Origin of the sequence: Streptomyces katrae (genome assembly GCF_002028425.1) — a bacterium.
Taxonomy (GTDB): domain Bacteria; phylum Actinomycetota; class Actinomycetes; order Streptomycetales; family Streptomycetaceae; genus Streptomyces; species Streptomyces katrae_A.
Genome location: NZ_CP020042.1, coordinates 3,322,295 through 3,342,200, shown reverse-complemented (window position 1 = coordinate 3,342,200; position 19,906 = coordinate 3,322,295). Strand labels below are relative to the sequence as shown.

The window sequence follows — 19,906 nt, the reverse complement described above, 5'->3', positions numbered from 1 at the left end:
CCCGGCTAGAAGGGCCAGAACCCGGAGTCCCCAACCCAGCCGCCGAAGGTGATGCAGAGCGACCGCTTGCCCATCAGCTTCGAGAACCAGTCGCCGAAGTCGAGCGGCAGGCACCACTGCTTGCTGTTGACGGGCTGCTGGGGCTGCGGCTTCGGTTCGGGCTTGGGCTGCGGCTTGGGCAGTGGCTTCGGGGGCTGGGACGCGGACGGAGCCGGCCGGGTGGGCAGGGGCTGGGGCTCGGGTGCGACCGGGGTCGGCGTCGGTGTGGGGGTGGGGGTGGGGGTCGGGGTCGGGGACGCCTCGGGGGTGGGCACCGGCGGGACCACGGGCGGGACGGAGACCTCGGGTTCCGGGCGTACGGGGGTCGGGGTGGGTGTGGGAGTGGGGGTGGGCTCGGGGGCCGGAGCGGATGCGTCCGGTGTGGGCGCGGGCGGCGTGGGGACCTGGGGAGTGGGGACCTGCGGGGTCGGGATCTGCGGGGTGGGGATCTGGGGCGTGGGGACCTGCGGGGTGGGGATCTGCGGGGTGGGGATCTGCGGGGTGGGGACGACCGGCGTGGGGACGACCGGCGTGGGGACGACCGGCGTGGGTACGACGGGGGTGGGTACGACGGGGGTCGGGATCACCGGGGTGGGGACGACGGGCGTGGGGACCACCGGGGTCGGGACCACCACCGGTCCCTGGTCGGTCAGGGCGTCCCGGAAGACCTTGGAGGACTGCGGGTTCTGCTTGCACTGCCAGACGCCGTGCGGGCAGTAGTCGGTGATGGTGTGGTAGAGCGGGTGGTGCTGGTCGATCCACTGGAGCATGCGCCGTACGTATTCCGGGTTGTCCCCGTTGCGGAACAGCCCCCACTCCGGGTACGAGATCCGCTTGCCGTGTGCTTTCGCGAAGTCGACGTGCTGCTGGAGCCCGTACGGCTGCTTGACGTGGTCGTCGAAGGTCCGGCCGGGCCCCTGGTCGTACGAATCCATGCCGATGACGTCGACCACCTCGTCGCCCGGGTAGCACGCGGTCCACGGGATCGCGTCGGTTCCCCGGTTGGGGGTGAAATCGAACTTGAACCGCTGTCCGGGGACGGAGCGCATCGTGTTGACGACGCGGTTCCAGTACGCCTTCCAGTGTTCCGGGTCGGGACCGCAGCGGTGGGTGTACGTGGTGCCGTTCATCTCCCAGCCGAGCACGATCACCGTGTCCGGGACGCCCAGCTCCACCAGCCGCTCGGCCAGCTTCCGGAAGTGCCGGTCGTACTCGCCCTGCGCGCCCGCCCGGATCAGCTGGGTCACCTGCCAGTCGGGCACCCGGCCCTCGTTGCGCGCCTGCATGGGCACGTTGAGGACGAACATCCGGTCGTCCTCGGCCCGGCGCCACTGCGCCCAGTCCTCCAGGAACGGGACGCGGCCCTCGATGCCGGCCCAGGAGTCGCCGGGCAGATAGGTGTGCCCGACCCGGATCTCGCGGCCGCCCAGCCAGCGCGACAGGTAGGGGATGCGGGCGATGCCGGCTCGCCCGTAGTCGAGATAGGCGCCGAAGGCGGTGTCGGAACCCTGGGCAGGATCGTCGTCCGGCGCCGCGAGCGCGGCGCCGGTGGCGAGCAGCCCGGCCGTGACCGTACCGACGCAGGTGCTCACCAGGCGGTGGTGTGGTCTGGCCATGTCGTCTCCCGAGCTCTGCCGAACCGGTGTGCTTGCCCAAGACGTTAGACATCACATCTGACGAACGGCCTGTCCGGTGGCCGCTTCCTAGGCCATTCGCAGCTGCGCATCTCTCCCGCTTGGTCCGACTAGGTGAAAGTCCGTTTGTATGTACGCGTTCGACGGCCATGTGCCCGCAGTTCTGCTCAGACTCGATCGCAATCCGTTCCACCACGGAACCCTCGGCGCCGTCAGATCCCTCGGCCGCCAGGGCGTGGAGGTCCATGCCGTCGTCGAAGCCGGAGGAGGTCCCGTGAGCCGCTCGCGGTACCTGCACGCCACGCATCCCGGACCGGCCGGCGGAGTGGACCCGGAGGCGCCCGAAGCGCTCCTGGAATGCCTCGTCGGGGTCTCGGAGCGGATCGGCCGGCCCGCCGTGCTCGTCGCCATGGACGACCTGAGCGCCATCGCGGTCTCGCGCGTGGCCCCGATGCTGACGGGCCGTTTCCGGATCCCCCATCAGCCGGACGACCTGCCCGCCCGGGTGGCGGACAAGGCGGAGCTGTCGCGGCTGTGCGCCCGCTGGGACGTCCCGCACCCGGAGACCGTGATCCCGCAGAGCGGGGGCGAGGCGGCCGGGGCCGCGTGGGCACTGGGGCTGCCGGTGGTGGCCAAGTGGAGCCGGCCCTGGCTGCTGCCCGCCGGGAGCGGGCTGCGCAGCACCACGCTGGTGGACAGCGCCGCCGGGGCGCGGGAGCTGTACGAGCGCTCCGCCGAGGCCGGGAGCCCGCTGCTGCTCCAGCGCTTCCTGCCCGCGGGGCCCGACACCGACTGGTTCTTCCACGGGGCCTTCGGCCGGGGCGGGCGGCCGCTGCTGGCCGGGTCGGGCCGCAAGGAACTGGCGTGGCCGGTCCGGGCGGGGCTGACTGCGGTGGGGCGGTGGCTGGCCGACCCGGCGGTGGAGGAGTCGGGGCTGCGGCTCGCCGAACGGCTCGGCTACCAGGGGATCCTGGACCTCGACTTCCGCCGCGACGAGCGGGGTGCGGTGCGGCTGGTGGACTTCAACCCGAGGCCGGGGGCGCAGTTCAGGCTGTTCGCGGACGACGCGGGGCTGGACGTGGTCCAGGCGATGTACCTGGACCTGACGGGGCAACGGGTGCCGGAGCCCGCGGGTGGTCCGGGGCGGGTCTTCGTGGCGGAGAACTACGCCCTGCTGGCGGCGGTGCGCGGGCACTCCCTGCCGCGGCTGCGGCTGCGGGGCGGCGGTGGTGCCGGGGGCGCGTCCGGGGCCGCTGCCGGCGGGGTGGGTGGTGGTCCGGGGGCTGCGGGGGCTGCGGGGGCTCGGGGTTCGGGTGCGGACGGTTCGGGTGTCCCGGGGGCGGGTGTCGTTCCGGGGCCGGGTGTTTCGGGGCTTTCCGGTGTTTCGGATCCGGGGCCGTCGAGTCCGGCGGGTCCTTCGAGTCCGGGTCTCTCGGGACCTTCGGGTCCTTGGGGTGCTGATGGTGCCGGTGGTGCCGCTGGTGCCGGTATGGCGTCCGGTTCCGCGGGGCCCGGGGCCCTACGGGTGGCGGAGGACGGGGAGCGGGGGCGGGTGGAGGCGGCCTGGTTCGCCGCCGACGACCCCGGGCCGTTCCTGGCGATGCTCTGCGCCTTCCTGGGGCGCGGCCTGGGCAAGGGGGCGCGCCTCCTGCGCGGGGTCCCGGCGCAGGGGCGGCGCACCGTCCGGGCGGTGCGGGCCCCGCGCCAGCGCGGCGGCGAGCGGGCGGGCGGGGACGGCCTCGCGGAGGCCGGCCCGGCGGTGACCTGCCAGGGCGCGCCGGGGGTGCCCGCACCCCCGGGCTCCCCGGAGGCGTCGGCGGAACCGGACGAGCTGGTGTCGCGGTGACCGGGCCACGGGTGGCCCGGCGACGGGCGGCAGGTGACGGGTGGCCGGGGCGACTGGTGACTGGTGACTGGTGACCGGGCCGGGCGGCAGGTGACCGGGTGACCGGGTGACGGGTGACCGGGCGGCAGGTGACCGGTGACCGGCCGCGCGGGCTCCGGGGTGGCGTGGTGACGCCGGGGTGACGGTGCCCCGGTGACCTGGTGACGGGCCGTCACGCGGTGGCGTGGCGGTGGTCGTGCTGGAGGAAGAGGAGCGGCCGTGAGGCGGATGGACGATCTCGTGGTGGTCGGCGCGGGCCCGTACGGGCTGTCGATCGCCGCGCACGCGGCGGCGGCCGGGCTCGGCGTACGGGTGCTGGGCCGGCCCATGGCCTCCTGGCGGGACCACATGCCCGAGGGCATGTACCTCAAGTCCGAGCCCTGGTCCTCCAGCCTCTCCGCCCCCGGCGGCCGCTACACCCTCGCCGAGTACTGCGCCACCCGGAGCCTCGTCGCGGAGCACGGCAGCCCGCTGCCGATCGGCACCTTCAGCGCCTACGGGCTCTGGTTCGCCCGCCACGCCGGCCTGCCCGAGGTGGAGGAGGTCACCGTCACCGAGGTCGCCCCCGAGGGCGACGGCTTCCGCGTCAGCACCGCCGAGGGCCCGCCGCTGCTCGCCCGCACGGTGGCCCTGGCCGTCGGGGTGATGCCGTTCACCCACTACCCCCGGGCGCTGCGCGACCTGCCCCCGGCCCACTACTCGCACAGCAGCGGCCACCGCGACCTGTCCCGGTTCGCCGGGCAGGAGGTCGCCGTCCTCGGCGCCGGGCAGGCCGCGCTGGAGACCGCCGCCCTGCTGGCCGAGTCGGGGGCCCGGCCCTGCCTGGTGGCCCGCCGGTCCCGGCTGAACTGGAACCCCGTCCCGCAGCCCCTCCGGCGGCCCGTGCTGCGGGCCCTGCGCGACCCGCACAGCGGGCTCGGCACCGGCTGGCGGAGCTGGGTGTGGTCGGAGCTGCCCTGGGCCGTGCGGGGGCTGCCCGCGCCGACGCGGGAGCGGATCGCCGCCACGGCCCTGGGGCCGGCCGGGGCGTGGTGGCTGCGGGACCGCTTCGAGGGGAGGGTGCCCGCGCTCATGGGGCACCGGCTGCACCGGGCGGTGGCGGTGGGCGGCCGGACCCGGCTCGGGCTGACCACGGCCGCGGGGGAGTCCGTCGTCCTGGACACCGCGCACGTCATCGCCGCCACCGGCTTCACCCCGCGGCTGGGCCGGCTGCACCTCCTCGACGCGGGCCTGCGGGCCGCGCTGGCGACCGTGGGCGAGGGGGACACCCCCGAGCTGAGCCCCGGTTTCGAGTCGTCCTGGCCGGGACTGTTCTTCGCGGGGCTGCTGACGGCTCCCTCATTCGGACCTTCCATGCGATTCGTGCACGGCGCGGGCTTCACGGCGGGGAGACTGGTGAAGGGAGTCCGCAAACGCCTCGGCGCGCGGGGTCCCCTGCCGGGCCGGGCCGGCGGGGTCCGGCCGGTCCGGGCGTCCGCCGGACGTCCGGAGACGTATCTACGCTGAGATCCACCTGAGAGGGGTCCGCGATGAGCGCGGAGCGAGCACAGGGCGGCCGTGGCTGGGTGCGCATTCCCGCCAGCCGGGGCGAACAGCCCCCGCCGGCGGCCACGGGCAAGCCGTACGGGCAGGGGCAGCACGGAGCGTACGGGGGAGGGCAGCACGGGACGTACGGCCCAGGCCGGCACGGCTCCGGCCCGTACGCCGCGACCCCCTTCCGCGGGACCGGCCCGTACGGGCCGGCCGGGGCGGGGGCCGGGGACCCGGCGCAGATCTACCTCTCCCTCGTCCAACGCTGGCGGGAGGCCGGGCGCACCCTTCCGGGGCATCCTGACGAGGAGTGGGAGCGGCTGATCTCGCAGCCGTGCTGGCCCGGCCGTTAGGTGGTGTGACTCTGGTGGCAGCGGCGGAGCGGGACGGCGCGGGGCAGGGCGCGCCCCAGCCCCTGACGGGCCCCGGGGAGCGGCTCGCGCTCAACGGCATGGGCAGCTTCGAATGGGACCTGGACAGCGGCACCCTCGTCCTGGACGAGGCCGGGCTGTCCGTGTTCGACCTGGAGCCCGAGGAGTTCGACCACACCCCCCGGGGCCTCGGCCTGCGCATCCCGGCCGACGACTCGGCCCGCCTCCAGGACACCGTGGACGGGGTGCTCGGCGGCGGCGGGGAGACGTACGGCTCGTACTTCACCGTCCGCCGGCGCGACGGCCGCGACCAGTGGACGCACACCCAGGGCCGGGTGCTGCGCGACGCCGACGGCAGGGCCCTGCGGATCGTCGGCATCGTCCGCGACGCCACCGCCGAGCTGGCCCACGCGACGGTGCTGCGGAAACTGGAGAACGCCCGCATCCAGCAGGCGGCCATCGTCCAGCGCACCACCGAGGCCCTGTCACGGGCCGTGACCGTCGACGACGTGACGGCCGCCCTCACCGGCGCGGGCGCCCTGGAACGGCTCGGCGCGGACGGGCTGGCCCTGGGGCTCGTGGAGAACGGCGCCATCAAGATCATCGCGTTGAGCGGGGAATCCCTGGAGATCCTCGACGAACGGAAGTTCACCCGGCTGGACGGCTCCCTGCCCCTGTCGCAGGCCGTGGTCACCCGCAAGGCCCGCTTCGTCACCTCGCTCACCGCCCTCGCCGACGAGTTCCCCCTGCTGGCCGACTACCTGCGCCGCATCCGCTTCGACGCCGCCGCCTACCTGCCGCTGATCGCCCAGGCCCGGGCCATCGGCGGGCTCGTGCTCTTCTACCGGCGGCGCACCGAGTTCAGCCCGGAGGAGCAGAACCTGTGCCTGGGCCTGGCGGGCATCGTCGCCCAGTCCCTCCAGCGGGCCCTGCTCTTCGACCAGGAGCGTGAGTTCGCCACCGGCCTGCAGGCCTCGATGCTCCCCCGCCGCATCCCCGAGATCACCGGCGGGGAGATCGCCGTCCGCTACCACTCCGCGTGGAGCGGACGGGAGGTCGGCGGAGACTGGTACGACGTCATCTCCCTGCCCCGCGACCGCGTCGGGATCGTGGTCGGCGACGTACAGGGCCACGACACGCACGCCGCCGCAATCATGGGCCAGCTGCGCATCGCCCTGCGCGCCTACGCGGGCGAGGGGCACCCGCCGTCCACCGTCCTGGCCCGGGCCTCCCGCTTCCTCGCCGAACTCGACACCGAACGCTTCGCCACCTGCATGTACGCACAGGTGGACCTGGAGACCGGAGGCGTCCGGGCGGTCCGCGCGGGCCACCTCGGCCCGCTGATCCGGCACACGGACGGGCGCACCGGCTGGCCCAACGTCCGCGGCGGCCTGCCCCTGGGGCTGGCCTCGGCCTTCGGGGAGGAGGACTACCCCGAGACCCGGCTGGACCTGGTGCCCGGCGAGACGCTCGTCCTGTGCACCGACGGCCTCGTCGAGGAGCCCGGCTCCACCATCACCGCCGGCATGGACGCGCTGGCCCACGCCGTGCGCAGCGGGCCCCAGGGCCCCGGGGAGCTCGCCGACCACCTCTCCGACCGGCTCTGGGAGCGCTGGGGCTCCGGCGACGACGTCGCCCTGCTCGTCCTGCGGCGCGCCCCCGACCCGGGCACGCACCGCGCCCCCCGCATCCACCAGTATGTCCACCAGGCCGACCCCGAGGGCCTCTCCGAGGCCCGCTACGCCCTGCGGCAGGCCCTGCGGGACTGGGGGATGGGCGAGCTGGCCGACGACGTCGAGCTGGCGGCGGGGGAGCTGCTGGTCAACGCCCTGCTGCACACCGACGGCGGGGCGGTGCTGACCATGGAGGTGCTGCCGGAGCCGGTGCGGCGGATCCGGCTGTGGGTCAAGGACCGCTCCAGCGTGTGGCCGCGCCGGCGCACCCCCGGCGAGGCGGCGACCACGGGGCGCGGGCTGCTGCTGGTGGACGCGCTGGCCACGCACTGGGGCGTGGAGTCCCGGGGCGACGGCAAGGCGGTGTGGTGCGAGTTCGACGCGGGCGCGGCCGCGCGCGGCACGGCGTGACCGTGAGGCTCCGTGACCGAACGGTCACGCCGGGTTGTGAGGTGCGGGGAGTGGAGTCATGATTCGGCCATGAAACCGAAGCGTGGTCTTCCGCGCGGCCGTCGGAACGAGCCGTGCGCCGCCTGAGCAGGGGCGCGGTCACGGGCATCGTGATAACGCTCCTGGTGCTGCTCCTGGCGGCCGGGGGGCATGCGGTCGTGGACTGGACGACCGGGCGGCCGCACAGCGAGCCCGGATGCCAGACGGTCGCGTTCATGTCGATGACGGGCGTCGCGCCGGAGTGCCGGTAGCGGCGGCTACCGGACCCCGCCCGCGGACCGTCGTCCCGCTACCGGTGGTCGACGGTCACCTCGATGTCCTGCCGGTCCTCGGCGACCGTGCTGAGCGCACGCGGCATCAGCCCGGTCATGTGGATCTCCTGGAGCTCCGCGACGGCGCGCGCGGCACCCGGGTGCAGGCCGCCCGTCATCGGGCTCACCGCCTCCCAGATGTGCTCCCGGCCGTCGCAGAAGACCTCCCCGGCGCCGATGCTCAGGCGAGTGGCGTCCTGGACGACGGTGGCCTTGATCTGGATCGCGGCCGAGGCCGGCGAGAGTTCGCACTGGTAGGTGCCGGAAAGGACGACCGAGCCGTCCGCGGTGATGCGGGCTTCCGGCCGCAGGGAAATTCCCTGGTGGAAAACGGTGGCCAGGGCGGGAGTGGCGAAGAGGGCGGTGGCGGCCAGGGCGGAGAAGGCGGTCAGGGTCATTCGGCGGGCGGGGATGCGCATTTTTCCTCCGGGTGGGTGGGGTGGCGGGATTCCGTCGGAACGCATTGTGCTGGCAGTCGGCGGCCAACCCGGTCCGTGCGCTCGTGTCGGTGTGTGCAATTCCCCGCTCGGGCGCGTGAGACTGGCCGGAAGATATCGTCGGCAAACGCCGCCGCCTTCCCTTCCGCCGATCCCCGGATCCGCAGAACCCCGAAGGGGTCCCCGTATGCGTCAGACCGCCTCCGTCCTCGCCGCCACCGCGCTCCTGCCCGCCCTGCTGCTGACCGCCACCGCCTGCCAGAGCGCCTCCGAGGGGTCGGCCACGGCCCCGGCCGCGGCGCCCGCCGTCCCGGTGGACGACGGGGCGCCCGGCACCGACGAGGAGCCCGTCGCCCCGGACCGGGCAGACGCGGCGGGCGCCGCGAAGGATGCCCATGTGGGTGACTCCGTACGGGTGCAAGGGCGGGAGGTGGGTCGACACCTCCAGGCGGTGCTCGGCGCGTTCGTGGACCCCGCCGTCAGCGTCGAACCGAACTACGCGCCGCCCGCCGGGAAGCGCTGGGTGGCCGCCTCGATGTCCTTCGTCAACGTCGGCGGGGCCTCGTACGGGGCACTCGGGCGCATGTGGGCGTACGACGGCGCGGGCAAGCGCTACCCGGTCGTGCGCACCGGTGAACTCACCACCGGCAAACCGCTCGTCTTCGATTCCCTGGCGGTCGGCGAGCGGGCCGAAGGATGGGTGGTGTTCGAAATTCCGGAAAACCAGCGCATTGTGCGGCTCCAGTACCAGGACGCGAACATGCGGCCGAATTCCGGAGGGGGATTCTGGGCCGTGTAACCCGCCCGGGTGAAAGGCCGTGAAAGGCCCGGGCGGGAGAGCACTAAGGTGCGGCGCATGACTTCAACGCAAGCCGAAACCGACCGCTCCCTGCTCGGCACCCTTTCCGTCCTCGCCTGGATCGGTGACCCCTCGGAGGGCCACGACGTCCCGTACCTCATCGCCTACACCCTCGGCGACGGCCCGCAGGGCCGGGAGGGCGGCGAGGCGGCCGCCCGCGGGCTGCTGGAGGAGATCGGCCTGCAGATCGGCGACGTGGTCATCGACGGAACGCGCAACCCGCGCACCTTCCCCGTACAGATCCTGCTGGCCGACGACCAGATCGCCCTGACCATGCCCGGGCTCAACGCCACCTGCACCGCGCCGCCCGAGTGGGTCGCCGCGGCCAACGAGAGCGGGCAGGCCTACTTCCTGTTCGCCACCCGCGCCTGGCCCGAGGCCGTTCCCGGCCAGGTGGTGTCGCCGGAGCTGCTCCAGGGCTTCGCCGGGGACGAGGCGGTGCTGACCAGCAGCGCCCACTGCGTCCTCACGGTGCAGACCCTGCAGAAGTAGCCGCGGCGGCGGACGCCGCGCTCCGGCCGCCGGGCTCCCAGCCTGCCCGGCGGCCGGCCCCTTTCTCCGGTGGCCGGCCCCCGTCTCCGGCGGCCCCCTCCGGATCAGGGGGTGTCGAAGGCGAACCGCAGCGAACGGACGCGGTTGTCGAAGTTGGACCCCGCCAGATCGGGCAGACCCACCGCCCGCAGACCCACCGGCCGGGTCAGCAGCTCACGGAAGAGGGCCTTCATCTCCACCCGGGCCAGATGCGCGCCCAGGCAGAAGTGCGGGCCCCCGCCGCCGAAGCCCAGATGGGGGTTGGGCGAGCGGGTGATGTCGAAGGCGTCCGGGTCGGGGAAGACGGCCTCGTCCCGGTTGGCGGAGGCGTAGTACAGCACCACCTTGTCCCCGGGCTCGAACGCGCGCCCGCCCAGCGTGTGTTGCGCCGTGACCGTCCGGCGGAACTGGATGATCGGCGTGGAGTGCCGGATCATCTCGTCCACCGCCCCGTCCGCGTACTTCTCGAAGTCCGACAGCAGCAGGTCCCGTTGGGCGGGGAAGTCGGTCAGCAGGGTCAGCCCGTGCGTGATGGCGTTGCGGGTGGTCTCCACCCCCGCCACCATCAGCAGGCTGAAGAACGCCCCCAACTGCCGGGCACCGAGCGCCTGCCCGTCCACGTTCGCGCAGACCAGCGCCGAGATCAGGTCGTCGCAGGGGTTGCGGCGCCGCTCCCGGCCGATGCCCGCCACCATCCGCTGCATCCGCGCCAGCGCCCGCAGCCCCCGCCCCGGCATCCGCAGCCGCGACGCCAGCCCCCGCTCCACCCCGATGTTCTCCGAGGCGTGGTTGACCCGGTCGGCGATCTCCGCCCGGTAGCGCTCCGGGATCCCCATCATGTTGCAGATGACCTCCAGGGGCAGCCGTGAGGACACCGCCGAGACGAACTCCTCGGGCCGCCGCTCCAGCACGTCGTCCACGATCCGGGCCGCGACCGCGTGGATGTCCGCCTCCGCCGCCGCCAGCAGCCGGGGCGTGAACGCCCGCTGCACGATCTTCCGCAGCTGTGCGTGGTCCGGGCCGTCCAGGTTGACCATGGAGTCCCCGAACAGGGCCCGCACCCACCGCGCCGGCTCCGGCGTCGTCACCCCGGGGGCGCTCGCGAACACCTTGGGCAGCCGGCTGGCCTCCTGCACGTCCGCGTGCCGTACGAGGGCCCAGTGGCCGCCCCGGCCGCCGCCCTCCGGGACGAACACGGGGGAGTCCAGCGCGCGCAGGCGGGCGAAGGCCGCGAGGCGGTCGGCGGGCGGCCGCTGCCAGAAGCCTGGCTCGGCCAGTTCCCCGCCGGGGCCGGTTGCGAGTCTCTGTGAGGGGAGTGTCATCCGAGGTGCCTCTCTGCTGTCGCCCGTCGCCGTGGCGTCCTGCGATGGAGAACGGCGGCGGCGCCATGGGGGTGACGGTCCCGGGCGCCACCGCCTCAGACGGTGGCCGGTACGGGGCGGACCGAGAGGGTCGTTCCCGCCGCCACCGTGGCCGCCGAGACCAGGCCCGCGTACAGCACGGCGTAGGAACCCGCCCAGGTACAGGCGAGGATCGCGACCGCGGCCACCGGCAGCACCAGCTGCTGGGCGAGCCCCCGCTTGAAGTGCCGCGAGTGCAGCAGCCACACCATCAGCAGGAACACCGACGCAGGGACGGTCACGGCCGCGTTCGCCGCCACCTGCGAGATGTGCGCCTTGCCGACCGCGTGCTCCACCGCCACCTCGATACCCGCGCCGATCGCCGCACCCGAACCGAAGACCACCAAGTGGCCGTAGCCCCACGGGATCGCCTCCCGGTTGGAGTTCAGCCGCTCGTGCATCGGGACCGCGAAATAGATCCACCACGCGGCGAAGACGATCAGCAGCCCACCCGCCGCGATGGGCAGCAGCTCGCCCAGCGCCTCGTGCTCGTCGAGGGCCGACTTCACCGCCACCGTGCTCGCGGCGATCGTCTCGCCCAGCACGATGATGGTGAACAGGCCGTACCGCTCCACGATGTGGTGGGCGTGCCACGGCGTCTGGTGCCCGCGCTCCGCCACCAACGGGACCATCAGCTCGGCCACCAGCAGCACCAGGAACAGCCGGCGCTTCCAGTCGTCCGGCGCAAACAGCAGCCCCACCCAACCCGCCTGGCACAGCAGCAGCCCGGCGGCGTACTTCAGCGCTGCGGACCGGCCAGGCCCGCTCTCCCCGGCCGCGGCCCGCAGCCACTGCGCCGTCAGCGCCACCCGCATGATCAGGTAGCCGACGACGGCCACCGTCCAGTCATTGCTGTCGAAGGCCCGGCTCACCCCCGCCGCGTAGACGAGGACCCCCGCGATCTGCACGAGCGTGGCGATCCGGTACGGCACGTCGTCGCAGTCGTAAGCGGAGGCGAACCACGTGAAGTTCATCCACGCCCACCACACGCCGAAGAAGACGAAGAAGTAGCCGACCAGCCCGCTGCCCGGATGCCCCTCCGCCAGCGCGTGCACCAGCCGCTGGCCCGCCTGTGCGACCGCGACGACGAAGCACAGGTCGAAGAACAGCTCCAGGGAGGTCGCCGTCCGGTGGCCCTCGACGCGGCTGCGGGCGGTCATCGGCACGTACGTCATACCGCCCAGCACACCAGGGCCCACCCGCCCGGCAGCCGAGGCGCGCGGCCCGCGTCCCGCGGGTACCCCGGGCGGACGCGGGCACCGGCGGACAGACCAACGCACCTCCCGCGCCGGGACCTTGTCCCGCCGTCCGCACGACGTTCGCCCCTGCCGCACGCCACCCCCGCGAGCAGAGCCTGGAAGGGTCACGACCCTTCTCGACCGTCAGGACGACGCCATGAGCACGGCAACCCAGCAAGCGCCGGAGGTACTGGCCGACCCGGCACAGTACCGGCCGGGCCACACCATCACGCAATGGACGCCGGAGGATCCGTCCTTCTGGCCCGAGGGCCAGGGTCCCGAGGCGCAGGCGGCCGCGCTGAAGCAGTCGGAGATGGAGGCGGGCGCCGTCACCGGCTTCTCGTCCGCCATCGCCGCCTACGGCTTCTTCTTCATCCCCGCCATGTTCGAGGCCACCGCCGTCACCAACGCGCTGTGGATGTTCATCGGCTTCTACGCGACCTGCCTCGCGGTCTGCTGGTGGTTCTACGCCCGCAAGGGCGCGGAGGCCCCCAGCTGACCCGGGCCGGGGCCGGGGCGCGAGCCGGGACCCCGCTCCGGGCCGGGGCCGGGACCCGAGCCGGGACCCCGCTCCGGGCCGGGGCCCGAGGCCGGGGCGGCCGTACCCTTGAGGCATGAGCACCGCCCCCGCCTCCGACCCGCAGTCCCCCGAGCCCGCAGCCGGGGCGAGGCCCGAGCCCACCCCGACCCCGAGGCCCAGGCCGAAGCTGGTCTTCGACGACCCGCTGGACCAGCAGTCCTCGGACGACACCGACCGGGGCTGGGGCGAACGGCCGCCCGCCGGCGGAAGCACGGCCGACCTCGCCCGCTTCCTCGACGAGAAGCCCCCGCACCACATCTGATCCGCCGCGGCGGTCAGACCGCGTCGCGCGCCCCCGGTGTCCTGGCGCTCTCGCCGTTCCCGCTGCGCTGCGAGACCAGGGTGTCCCGGATCTCCTTGAGGACTTCCAGCTCGGTGATCTCGATGGTCTCCTTGACGCCCTCCCTGGCCTTGCGGCGCGCTTCCTGCCTGGACAGGTACTTCGCCATCGGCAGGACCATCAGGAAGTAGACGACCGCGGCGGTGATCAGGAAGCTGAGCGTTGCGTTCAGGACCGAGCCCCACATGATGTTGACGCCGGTCGGCTCGCCCTTGGCGTCCACCCCACAAGGTGCCTTCAGGCACGAGGTGTAGACATCCAGGTTTTTGGTGCCGATGGCGCCCACAAGCGGGCTGATGATGCCCTTCACGATCGAGTTCACGATGTTCGTGAACGCGGCGCCGATGACCACGGCCACCGCCAGGTCCACCACGTTGCCGCGCATCAGGAAGGCCTTGAAGCCCGCCAGGACGCTCTCCTTCTTCTTCTCGCTCACGACTGAGCCTCTCTTCGTCACTGCTGTACACGGAGCCAACGGTTCCGAAAACTACGACAGTGATGGCACGCCATGTCCAATCGGTGCCCACCCCAGAGCGACTTGACTGTGCGCCAGTGCGAATCAGCACAACGCCACCGCCAGCCGTGCCACCGCTCCGGCCCCCACCAGGGCCCGCGCGGTGTCCCGGGGCACCGACAGCACCACCAGCGCCCCACCGTCCCCCACCCCCTGGTCCGGAGCCGGGACTTCGGCCACCCGGGCCCCCGACGCCACCACCCTCGGCGGCCCGGTGCGCTCCGCCGCCACCACGTCGACCCGGTCCCCGGGCCGCAGCAGCCGTACCGTGGCCGCGTCCGCGATGCGCACGGGAGCCGACACCATCCGCACCGCCGCGGGCGACGGCTTCACCTCGGGCGGGGCCGCACCCCGGGAGGCCTGCGCGTCCGTCCCGCCCACGGCCAGGGCGGCCGCCACCACGGCCAGCCCGGCCGAGGCCGCCCGCCGCTTGCGGCGTACGGCACGACCCAGCCGCCCCCGGGCCCGGCCCACGCGCAACGGCGGGAACGGGGGTACGGGGCGCGCCGGGCGGCACGTGGAGGAGGCGGAGGAACACGGGGAGGAGGCAGAGGAAGAGGACGCGGCAGAAGCCGGGGATTCCGGGGAAGCCGGGGATTCCGGGCGGCCGGGAGAGGACGTGGACATGCTGATCACCGCCGAAGGGTTCGAGATCCGGTGCCCGGGCCCTGCGCCCGGACCCTCCCACGATCCGCCTCTCCGCCCCTCCCCGCCCCGGCCTGTGGACGATCCCCAGGTTGTGGACAACCCGTTCACCCGCAGGGGCAGGCCCCCGCCGCTTGGCCGCTCAGGACCGGCCCGGCACCCGGCAGGTCTCGGAGAATCCCTGGCTGGTCAGACCGAAAGCGCTGTTCACCCGCGAGCGCCAGTTCTCGAGCGCGACCACGGCGGTGAGCTCGACGAACGCCGCCTCGCCCAGCCGCGAGATGAGCTCTGCCGCCATCTCGTCGGTGACCGCAGGCACGGTCTCGGTCATCGCCTCCGCGTACTCCATGACCAGCAGCTCCAGCGCGGTGAACACCTCCCGTTCCTCGCGCCACCGAGGCACCCGCTCGATCTTCTCCGGCGACAGGCCCAGCTCGTGGCCCTCCCAGTAGCCGAAGTCCATGCACCACGAGCAGTTGATCCGGGCGGCGCAGGCCATCACGGCCAGGTGCTTCAGCCCGGCGTCGAGCTCGTTCCACTTGGCCGCCCGCTGCTCCATCCGGGCGTACGTGAACAGCACGCGCGAGTTGTGCCCGTACGCCTGGCCGGGGTCGAGCACCTTGCCGTAGGTGCGGCGCGAGTACCAGGCGCCGAGGCGCATCAGGAGGGTGCGGGGCGGGGTGAGCGAGATGCGCGGCATGGCTGGCCTCTTCCGGGAGGGGGCCCTTTCGGCCCCGTCACCAGCGAGACAGAACAGCCCCGCGGAACGTGACACCGTCCGAGGAATCGATTCACCCGGTGGCCAGGACGCCCGCGCGGAGCCCCACGGAGGGCCTGGAGCCGGGCCGCGGACCCCAGGGCTCCACCCCAGCTCCGGCCCGCCTGTAGCGCGCCTACGGCAGTTCGATGCCCAGGTCCCAGCCGTCGTGGGCGTGGGTGCACAGGCAGTCGCGCTCAGCGGTCGCGGGCAGGGCCGCCACGGCGTCGAAGAGGACCTCGCGCAGCCGGCTGACGTTCTCGCCGAACACCTTCAGGACCTCGGCGTGCGAGACCCCCTCACCCGTCTCGGCGCCCGCGTCCAGGTCCGTCACCAGCGCCATCGACGTGTAGCAGAGCCCCAGCTCACGGGCGAGCACGGCCTCCGGGTGGCCGGTCATGCCGACCACCGACCAGCCGGCCGCCGCGTGCCACTGCGACTCCGCGCGCGTCGAGAACCGCGGGCCCTCGACGACGACCATGGTGCCGCCGTCCACCGGCTCCCACTCCCGCCCGCGCGCCGCCGACAGCGCCACCGAGCGCCCCACCGGGCAGTACGGGTCGGCGAAGGTGGTGTGCACGACGTTCGGAACGCTCCCGTCGGGCAGCGGCTCGCCGTCGAAGAAGGTCTGCACGCGGGACTTCGTCCGGTCGACCAGCTGGTCCGGGACCAGCAGCGTGCCCGGCCCGTACTCCGCCCGCAGGCCGCCCACCGCGCACGGTCCCAGCACCTGCCGGACGCCGACCGAGCGCAGCGCCCACAGGTTGGCCCGGTAGTTGATCTTGTGTGGCGGCACGGTGTGGCTGCGTCCGTGCCGCGGAAGGAACGCCACCTGCCGACCGGCCAGCTCGCCCAGGTACAGGGAGTCGCTCGGGGGCCCGTAGGGGGTCTCGACCTGGACCTCGGAGACGTCCTCCAGGAAGGAGTAGAAGCCCGAGCCGCCGATTACACCGATCTCTGCGTTCACCATGCGGCCACCCTAACGGGGGACGCGCAAGGCCCCGCCGCCCAGGAGGGCGAACGGGGCCTTGCGCAAGAGGTGAGAGAGGTCAGGCGGCCGAGCTGGAGCTGCCGCCCGTGCTCGAGGAGGCCGAGGAGGACGCGGCCGCCGGGGCCGAAGCGGTCGACGTCGACGTTGTGGTGGACGACGAGGACGAAGACTTCGAGGCGGGCGTGCTGCTCGACGAGGCGCCACGGCTGTCGTTCCGGTAGAAACCGGAGCCCTTGAACACGATGCCGACCGCGGAGAACACCTTCTTCAGGCGTCCGTCGCAGCTCGGGCACACGGTCAGCGCTTCGTCGGTGAACTTCTGCACGGCCTCAAGGCCCTCACCGCACTCGGTGCACTGGTACTGGTAGGTCGGCACGAATTTCCTCCTGGCACTCTGACTCAATGAGTGCTAACGACGCTCCATGGTGACGTATTCCGGCGGATCAGTCCACCGTCACGGGCGTGCGGTGACCGATCCCACGCCCGTTCGTGCGCTTCCGGCCGGCCGCGTCCGCCGCGGCGGCGGCCGGAGCGGAGGAGTTCACGATGCGGCTCGGGGCCTTCGGCGCGAGCTTCGCGCGCAGGGCCAGCAGCGTGGCCAGCGCCAGCGCGGTGGCGGCCAGCGGCACCAGGAAGCCGTACGAGGACCCGTGCGCGTCCGTCAGGCGGCCGGCCACGATCACCGCGACGGCCTGCCCGAAGGCGACCGCGCCGGTCAGCCAGGTGAACGCCTCGGTGCGCGAGGCGGCCGGGACCAGCTGCTCGATCATCGTGTAGCCGGTGATCAGCGCCGGGGCGATGCACAGACCGACGACCAGGCCGACCGCGCCCATCAGCACGACCGAGTTCACGGTCCACAGGACCGAGGCGGCGGCGGTCAGGCCGATGTAGCCCAGGATCAGGCGCCGGCGCGGGCCGATCTTCCAGGCGACGGCGCCCATGGTGATGCCGGCGATCATGTTGCCGGCCGCGAAGACGCCGTACAGCAGACCGTTGGCGCCCGGGTTGCCGATCTCGCCGGCGAAGGCGGTGAGGGATACCTGCATGCCGCCGAAGACGGCGCCGATGCCGAGGAAGGCGACGATCAGGACGCGCAGACCGGCGAAGGACAGGGCCGAGGCGTGCTTCTCGCCCTGGGCCGCCTTCGCGGTGGTCTGCGGCTCGGTGGAGCGCTGTGCGGCGAAGAACAGGCCGCCGAGCAGGGTCAGGGCCGCCTCGGTGGCCAGGCCGGCCGCCGGGTGGACGCCGGTGCACAGCGCGGTGGCCAGCACCGGGCCGACGACGAAGGTGAACTCGTCGGTGACGGACTCGAACGCGGCCGCCGTCGGCAGCAGCGGGGAGCCCTCCAGCTTGGCCGCCCAGCGGGTCCGGACCATGGGCCCGACCTGCGGGACGGAGGCGCCGGCCGGGACGGCGGCCAGCGCCAGCGCCCACAGCGGGGCGCCGAGGAGGGCCAGCGAGGTCAGAGCGGAGACCGCGGTGGCGTGGGTGAGGACGACCGGCACGAGGACGGCGCTCTGGCCGCGGCGGTCGGTGAGCTTGCCCATGACCGGGGCGAACAGGGCCATGGAGACGCCGGTGACGGCGGAGACGATGCCCGCGTCGCCGTAGGAGCCGGTGGCGTGCTGGACGAGCAGCAGGATGCTGATGGTCAGCATGCCGAACGGCAGACGGGCGGCGAAGCCGGGGAGGACGAAGGAGAGGGCGCCGGGCGTGCGCAGGAGCTGCCCGTAGCCGGGTCGGACGGACTTGTCGGTCGTGACCGCGGATGTCACGGCCTGGCCTTTCCGCTGCCTGGTAGAGCGTCCCCGTCTGCGGACGGCCGGCCGCTTTGTGAGCGGCCGCACCCGTACATGTGGGAGCCCCGAGAGCTGTCCTCTTGCGCAGAACCGAGTGATACCTGGGCGCCCACTGCGGGAGGGTGCCACGGCCGCTTTGCGGTCGCGCCAGCTCTGCGTCAGGCAGAGTTGGTTCGATCTGGTGTGCCTTCATCGTACAGGGGAATCGCCTACCACGCCCTGTGATTACGGTGACAAGCCATGTCTTCACCTGCGATTAACTGGAACTTCGCATTCCTGACCCTCTGAAATGGGGGCAAGGTCAGTCGCAAGCCACTGAAAATGGGCTAATTAGAATGGCGCTCTAACGGAAAGTCGCTGCTCGGACGGCCCTTGCGGCCACCCTCCGGTACCTAGAGTGACGGTCCGCCACCGGTGCCCAGCCACCCCGCGAGTTTGCCCCCGCGCGCCACCGCCCGCAGCCGGGCCTCCGCCGCGTCCCGCACCGGATCCGTGGCCACCACCAGCAGCTCGTCCCCCCGGCGCAACACCGTCGACGGCGCCGGCACGAAGCTCTTCGCGTCCCGGACCACCAGCGTCACCGACGCCCCGGCCGGCAGCCGCAGCTCGCCGACCTCGACGCCGTGCATCCGCGACGCCTCGGGTATCGCGAAGGACAACAGATGTCCACGCAGCTTCTCCAGCGGCGCCGACTCGATCCCCAGGTCGGCGGCGGCCTCGCCGGTCTCGCGCAGGTTCAGCTTGCGCGCCAGCCACGGCAGGGTCGGCCCCTGCACCAGCGTGTAGACGACGACCAGCACGAAGACGATGTTGAAGACCCGGTCGCTGCCCTCGATCCCGGTCACCATCGGGATCGTCGCCAGGATGATCGGCACGGCGCCGCGCAGCCCGGCCCACGACATCAGCACCTGCTCCTGCCACGCGACCCGGAACGGCAGCAGGCTGACGAACACCTCCAGCGGCCGCGCCACCATCGTCAGCACCAGTCCGATGATCACCGCGGGCCAGAAGTCCCCGGCCAGCTCGTGCGGCGTCACCAGCAGACCGAGCAGCACGAACATGCCGATCTGCGCGATCCAGCCCAGCCCGTCCGCGAACCCCCGCGTGGCCGGCCAGTGCGGCAGCTTCGCGTTGCCGAGCACCATCGCCGCCAGGTACACCGCGAGGAAGCCGGAGCCGTGCGCCATCGCGCCGGCCGCGTACGCGGACACCGCGATCGCCATCACAGCGATCGGGTACAGGCCGGAGGCCGGCAAGGCCACGTGCCGCAGCCCGTACGCCCCCAGGAACCCCACCGCCAGACCTATCGCCGCGCCGATCGCCAGCTCCAGCGCGATCTTGCCGACCAGTACGTACCAGCTGTCCACCGGCCCGACCGTCGCGAAGGCCACCACCAGGATGACGACGGGGGCGTCGTTGAAGCCCGACTCGGCTTCCAGCACGCCCGTCACGCGCGAGGGGAGCGGGACCTTGCGCAGTACCGAGAAGACCGCCGCCGCGTCGGTCGAGGAGACGACCGCACCGATCAGCAGCGACTGCCGCCATTCGAGTCCGACCAGGTAGTGCGCACCGGCCGCGGTGACGCCGACGCTGACCGCGACGCCGACCAGCGACAGGACGACCGCCTGCGGCAGGGCCGGTTTGATCTCTTTCCACTTCGTGCCCAGACCGCCCTCGGCGAGGATGACGACGAGCGCGGCGTAACCGATGACCTGCGTCAGCTCGGCGTTGTCGAATACGACGTGGCCGATGCCGTCCTGGCCTATCGCGATGCCTATGCCGAGGTAGATGAGCAGGCTGGGCAGGCCGCTGCGTGAAGAGATGCGTACCGCCGCTACCGCGACGAGCAGCACGAGCGAGCAGACCAGCAGAAGCTCATTGAGCGTGTGGACAGTCAGTGGGCAGCCCTTTCCTCAAAGCGC

General features: G+C 73.1%; 20 protein-coding genes. 9 read left to right on the top strand and 11 right to left on the bottom strand.

The window, feature by feature from the left end:
- Window positions 1-5: 5 nt before the first annotated feature.
- Window positions 6-1,655, bottom strand: a complete 1,650-nt coding sequence (locus tag B4U46_RS40620; protein WP_079427739.1) for a glycosyl hydrolase — start codon at window positions 1,653-1,655, stop codon at window positions 6-8.
- A gap of 292 nt (window positions 1,656-1,947) precedes the next feature.
- Between B4U46_RS40620 and B4U46_RS40330 the strand changes: the two genes are divergently transcribed.
- The 5 genes from B4U46_RS40330 to B4U46_RS38040 all read left to right on the top strand — a co-directional run bounded on the left by B4U46_RS40330 (window position 1,948) and on the right by B4U46_RS38040 (window position 7,833).
- Window positions 1,948-3,519, top strand: a complete 1,572-nt coding sequence (locus B4U46_RS40330) for an ATP-grasp domain-containing protein (RefSeq protein ID WP_311736932.1) — start codon at window positions 1,948-1,950, stop codon at window positions 3,517-3,519.
- A gap of 267 nt (window positions 3,520-3,786) precedes the next feature.
- Window positions 3,787-5,064 carry an NAD(P)-binding domain-containing protein gene (locus B4U46_RS14950; protein WP_100863493.1) on the top strand — a complete coding sequence of 426 codons (1,278 nt, stop codon included), beginning with the start codon at window positions 3,787-3,789 and terminating at the stop codon, window positions 5,062-5,064.
- Window positions 5,065-5,087: 23 nt separating this feature from the next.
- On the top strand, window positions 5,088-5,441 hold the full coding sequence (locus tag B4U46_RS36525) for a hypothetical protein (protein WP_100863494.1): 354 nt from the start codon (window positions 5,088-5,090) through the stop codon (window positions 5,439-5,441).
- Between the two features lie 14 nt (window positions 5,442-5,455).
- A complete protein-coding gene (locus B4U46_RS14945) occupies window positions 5,456-7,543 on the top strand; it encodes a SpoIIE family protein phosphatase (RefSeq protein ID WP_237293326.1) in 2,088 nt (695 codons plus the stop codon).
- Between the two features lie 113 nt (window positions 7,544-7,656).
- Window positions 7,657-7,833: a hypothetical protein gene (locus B4U46_RS38040; RefSeq protein WP_167747588.1), complete on the top strand. Its 177-nt coding sequence runs from the start codon at window positions 7,657-7,659 to the stop codon at window positions 7,831-7,833.
- Window positions 7,834-7,871: 38 nt separating this feature from the next.
- Here the strand turns inward: B4U46_RS38040 and B4U46_RS14940 are convergent, their stop codons facing one another.
- Window positions 7,872-8,312, bottom strand: a complete 441-nt coding sequence (locus B4U46_RS14940; RefSeq protein ID WP_123995703.1) for a DUF6299 family protein — start codon at window positions 8,310-8,312, stop codon at window positions 7,872-7,874.
- A 205-nt stretch (window positions 8,313-8,517) separates the two neighbouring features.
- Here B4U46_RS14940 and B4U46_RS14935 point away from each other — a divergent pair, with 205 nt between their 5' ends.
- Window positions 8,518-9,129: a DUF4352 domain-containing protein gene (locus B4U46_RS14935; protein WP_079427733.1), complete on the top strand. Its 612-nt coding sequence runs from the start codon at window positions 8,518-8,520 to the stop codon at window positions 9,127-9,129.
- A 57-nt stretch (window positions 9,130-9,186) separates the two neighbouring features.
- Window positions 9,187-9,681 carry a DUF5949 family protein gene (locus tag B4U46_RS14930; protein ID WP_079427731.1) on the top strand — a complete coding sequence of 165 codons (495 nt, stop codon included), beginning with the start codon at window positions 9,187-9,189 and terminating at the stop codon, window positions 9,679-9,681.
- A 104-nt stretch (window positions 9,682-9,785) separates the two neighbouring features.
- On the opposite strand, the gene B4U46_RS14925 is transcribed toward B4U46_RS14930, so the two are convergent.
- Together B4U46_RS14925 and B4U46_RS14920 are read right to left on the bottom strand one after the other, a co-directional pair.
- Complete coding sequence (locus tag B4U46_RS14925; RefSeq protein WP_079427729.1) at window positions 9,786-11,042, bottom strand: cytochrome P450; 1,257 nt, start codon at window positions 11,040-11,042, stop codon at window positions 9,786-9,788.
- A 95-nt stretch (window positions 11,043-11,137) separates the two neighbouring features.
- On the bottom strand, window positions 11,138-12,295 hold the full coding sequence (locus tag B4U46_RS14920; RefSeq protein ID WP_237292872.1) for a low temperature requirement protein A: 1,158 nt from the start codon (window positions 12,293-12,295) through the stop codon (window positions 11,138-11,140).
- 220 nt (window positions 12,296-12,515) lie between these two features.
- On the opposite strand from B4U46_RS14920, the gene B4U46_RS39050 reads away from it, so the two are divergent.
- Complete coding sequence (locus B4U46_RS39050) at window positions 12,516-12,857, top strand: hypothetical protein (protein WP_237292870.1); 342 nt, start codon at window positions 12,516-12,518, stop codon at window positions 12,855-12,857.
- A gap of 115 nt (window positions 12,858-12,972) precedes the next feature.
- Entirely contained in the window at window positions 12,973-13,200 is a 228-nt protein-coding gene (locus tag B4U46_RS14910) for a hypothetical protein (RefSeq protein ID WP_079427725.1), read from the top strand.
- 13 nt (window positions 13,201-13,213) lie between these two features.
- Here the strand turns inward: B4U46_RS14910 and mscL are convergent, their stop codons facing one another.
- The 7 genes from mscL to B4U46_RS14875 form a co-directional block, all read right to left on the bottom strand.
- Window positions 13,214-13,714, bottom strand: coding sequence for a large conductance mechanosensitive channel protein MscL (gene mscL / locus B4U46_RS14905; protein ID WP_079427723.1), 501 nt, complete (start codon window positions 13,712-13,714; stop codon window positions 13,214-13,216).
- A 123-nt stretch (window positions 13,715-13,837) separates the two neighbouring features.
- On the bottom strand, window positions 13,838-14,266 hold the full coding sequence (locus tag B4U46_RS14900) for a hypothetical protein (RefSeq protein ID WP_398898891.1): 429 nt from the start codon (window positions 14,264-14,266) through the stop codon (window positions 13,838-13,840).
- A 313-nt stretch (window positions 14,267-14,579) separates the two neighbouring features.
- Window positions 14,580-15,137 carry a carboxymuconolactone decarboxylase family protein gene (locus tag B4U46_RS14895; RefSeq protein WP_079427721.1) on the bottom strand — a complete coding sequence of 186 codons (558 nt, stop codon included), beginning with the start codon at window positions 15,135-15,137 and terminating at the stop codon, window positions 14,580-14,582.
- Window positions 15,138-15,330: 193 nt separating this feature from the next.
- On the bottom strand, window positions 15,331-16,164 hold the full coding sequence (locus B4U46_RS14890; RefSeq protein WP_079427719.1) for an S-methyl-5'-thioadenosine phosphorylase: 834 nt from the start codon (window positions 16,162-16,164) through the stop codon (window positions 15,331-15,333).
- A 79-nt stretch (window positions 16,165-16,243) separates the two neighbouring features.
- Entirely contained in the window at window positions 16,244-16,561 is a 318-nt protein-coding gene (locus tag B4U46_RS14885; protein WP_079427717.1) for an FmdB family zinc ribbon protein, read from the bottom strand.
- 67 nt (window positions 16,562-16,628) lie between these two features.
- Window positions 16,629-17,960 carry an MFS transporter gene (locus B4U46_RS14880; protein ID WP_079427715.1) on the bottom strand — a complete coding sequence of 444 codons (1,332 nt, stop codon included), beginning with the start codon at window positions 17,958-17,960 and terminating at the stop codon, window positions 16,629-16,631.
- Between the two features lie 416 nt (window positions 17,961-18,376).
- Window positions 18,377-19,882 (bottom strand): potassium/proton antiporter, encoded by a 1,506-nt coding sequence (locus tag B4U46_RS14875; protein ID WP_079427713.1) that lies wholly within the window; start codon window positions 19,880-19,882, stop codon window positions 18,377-18,379.
- Window positions 19,883-19,906: the final 24 nt, after the last annotated feature.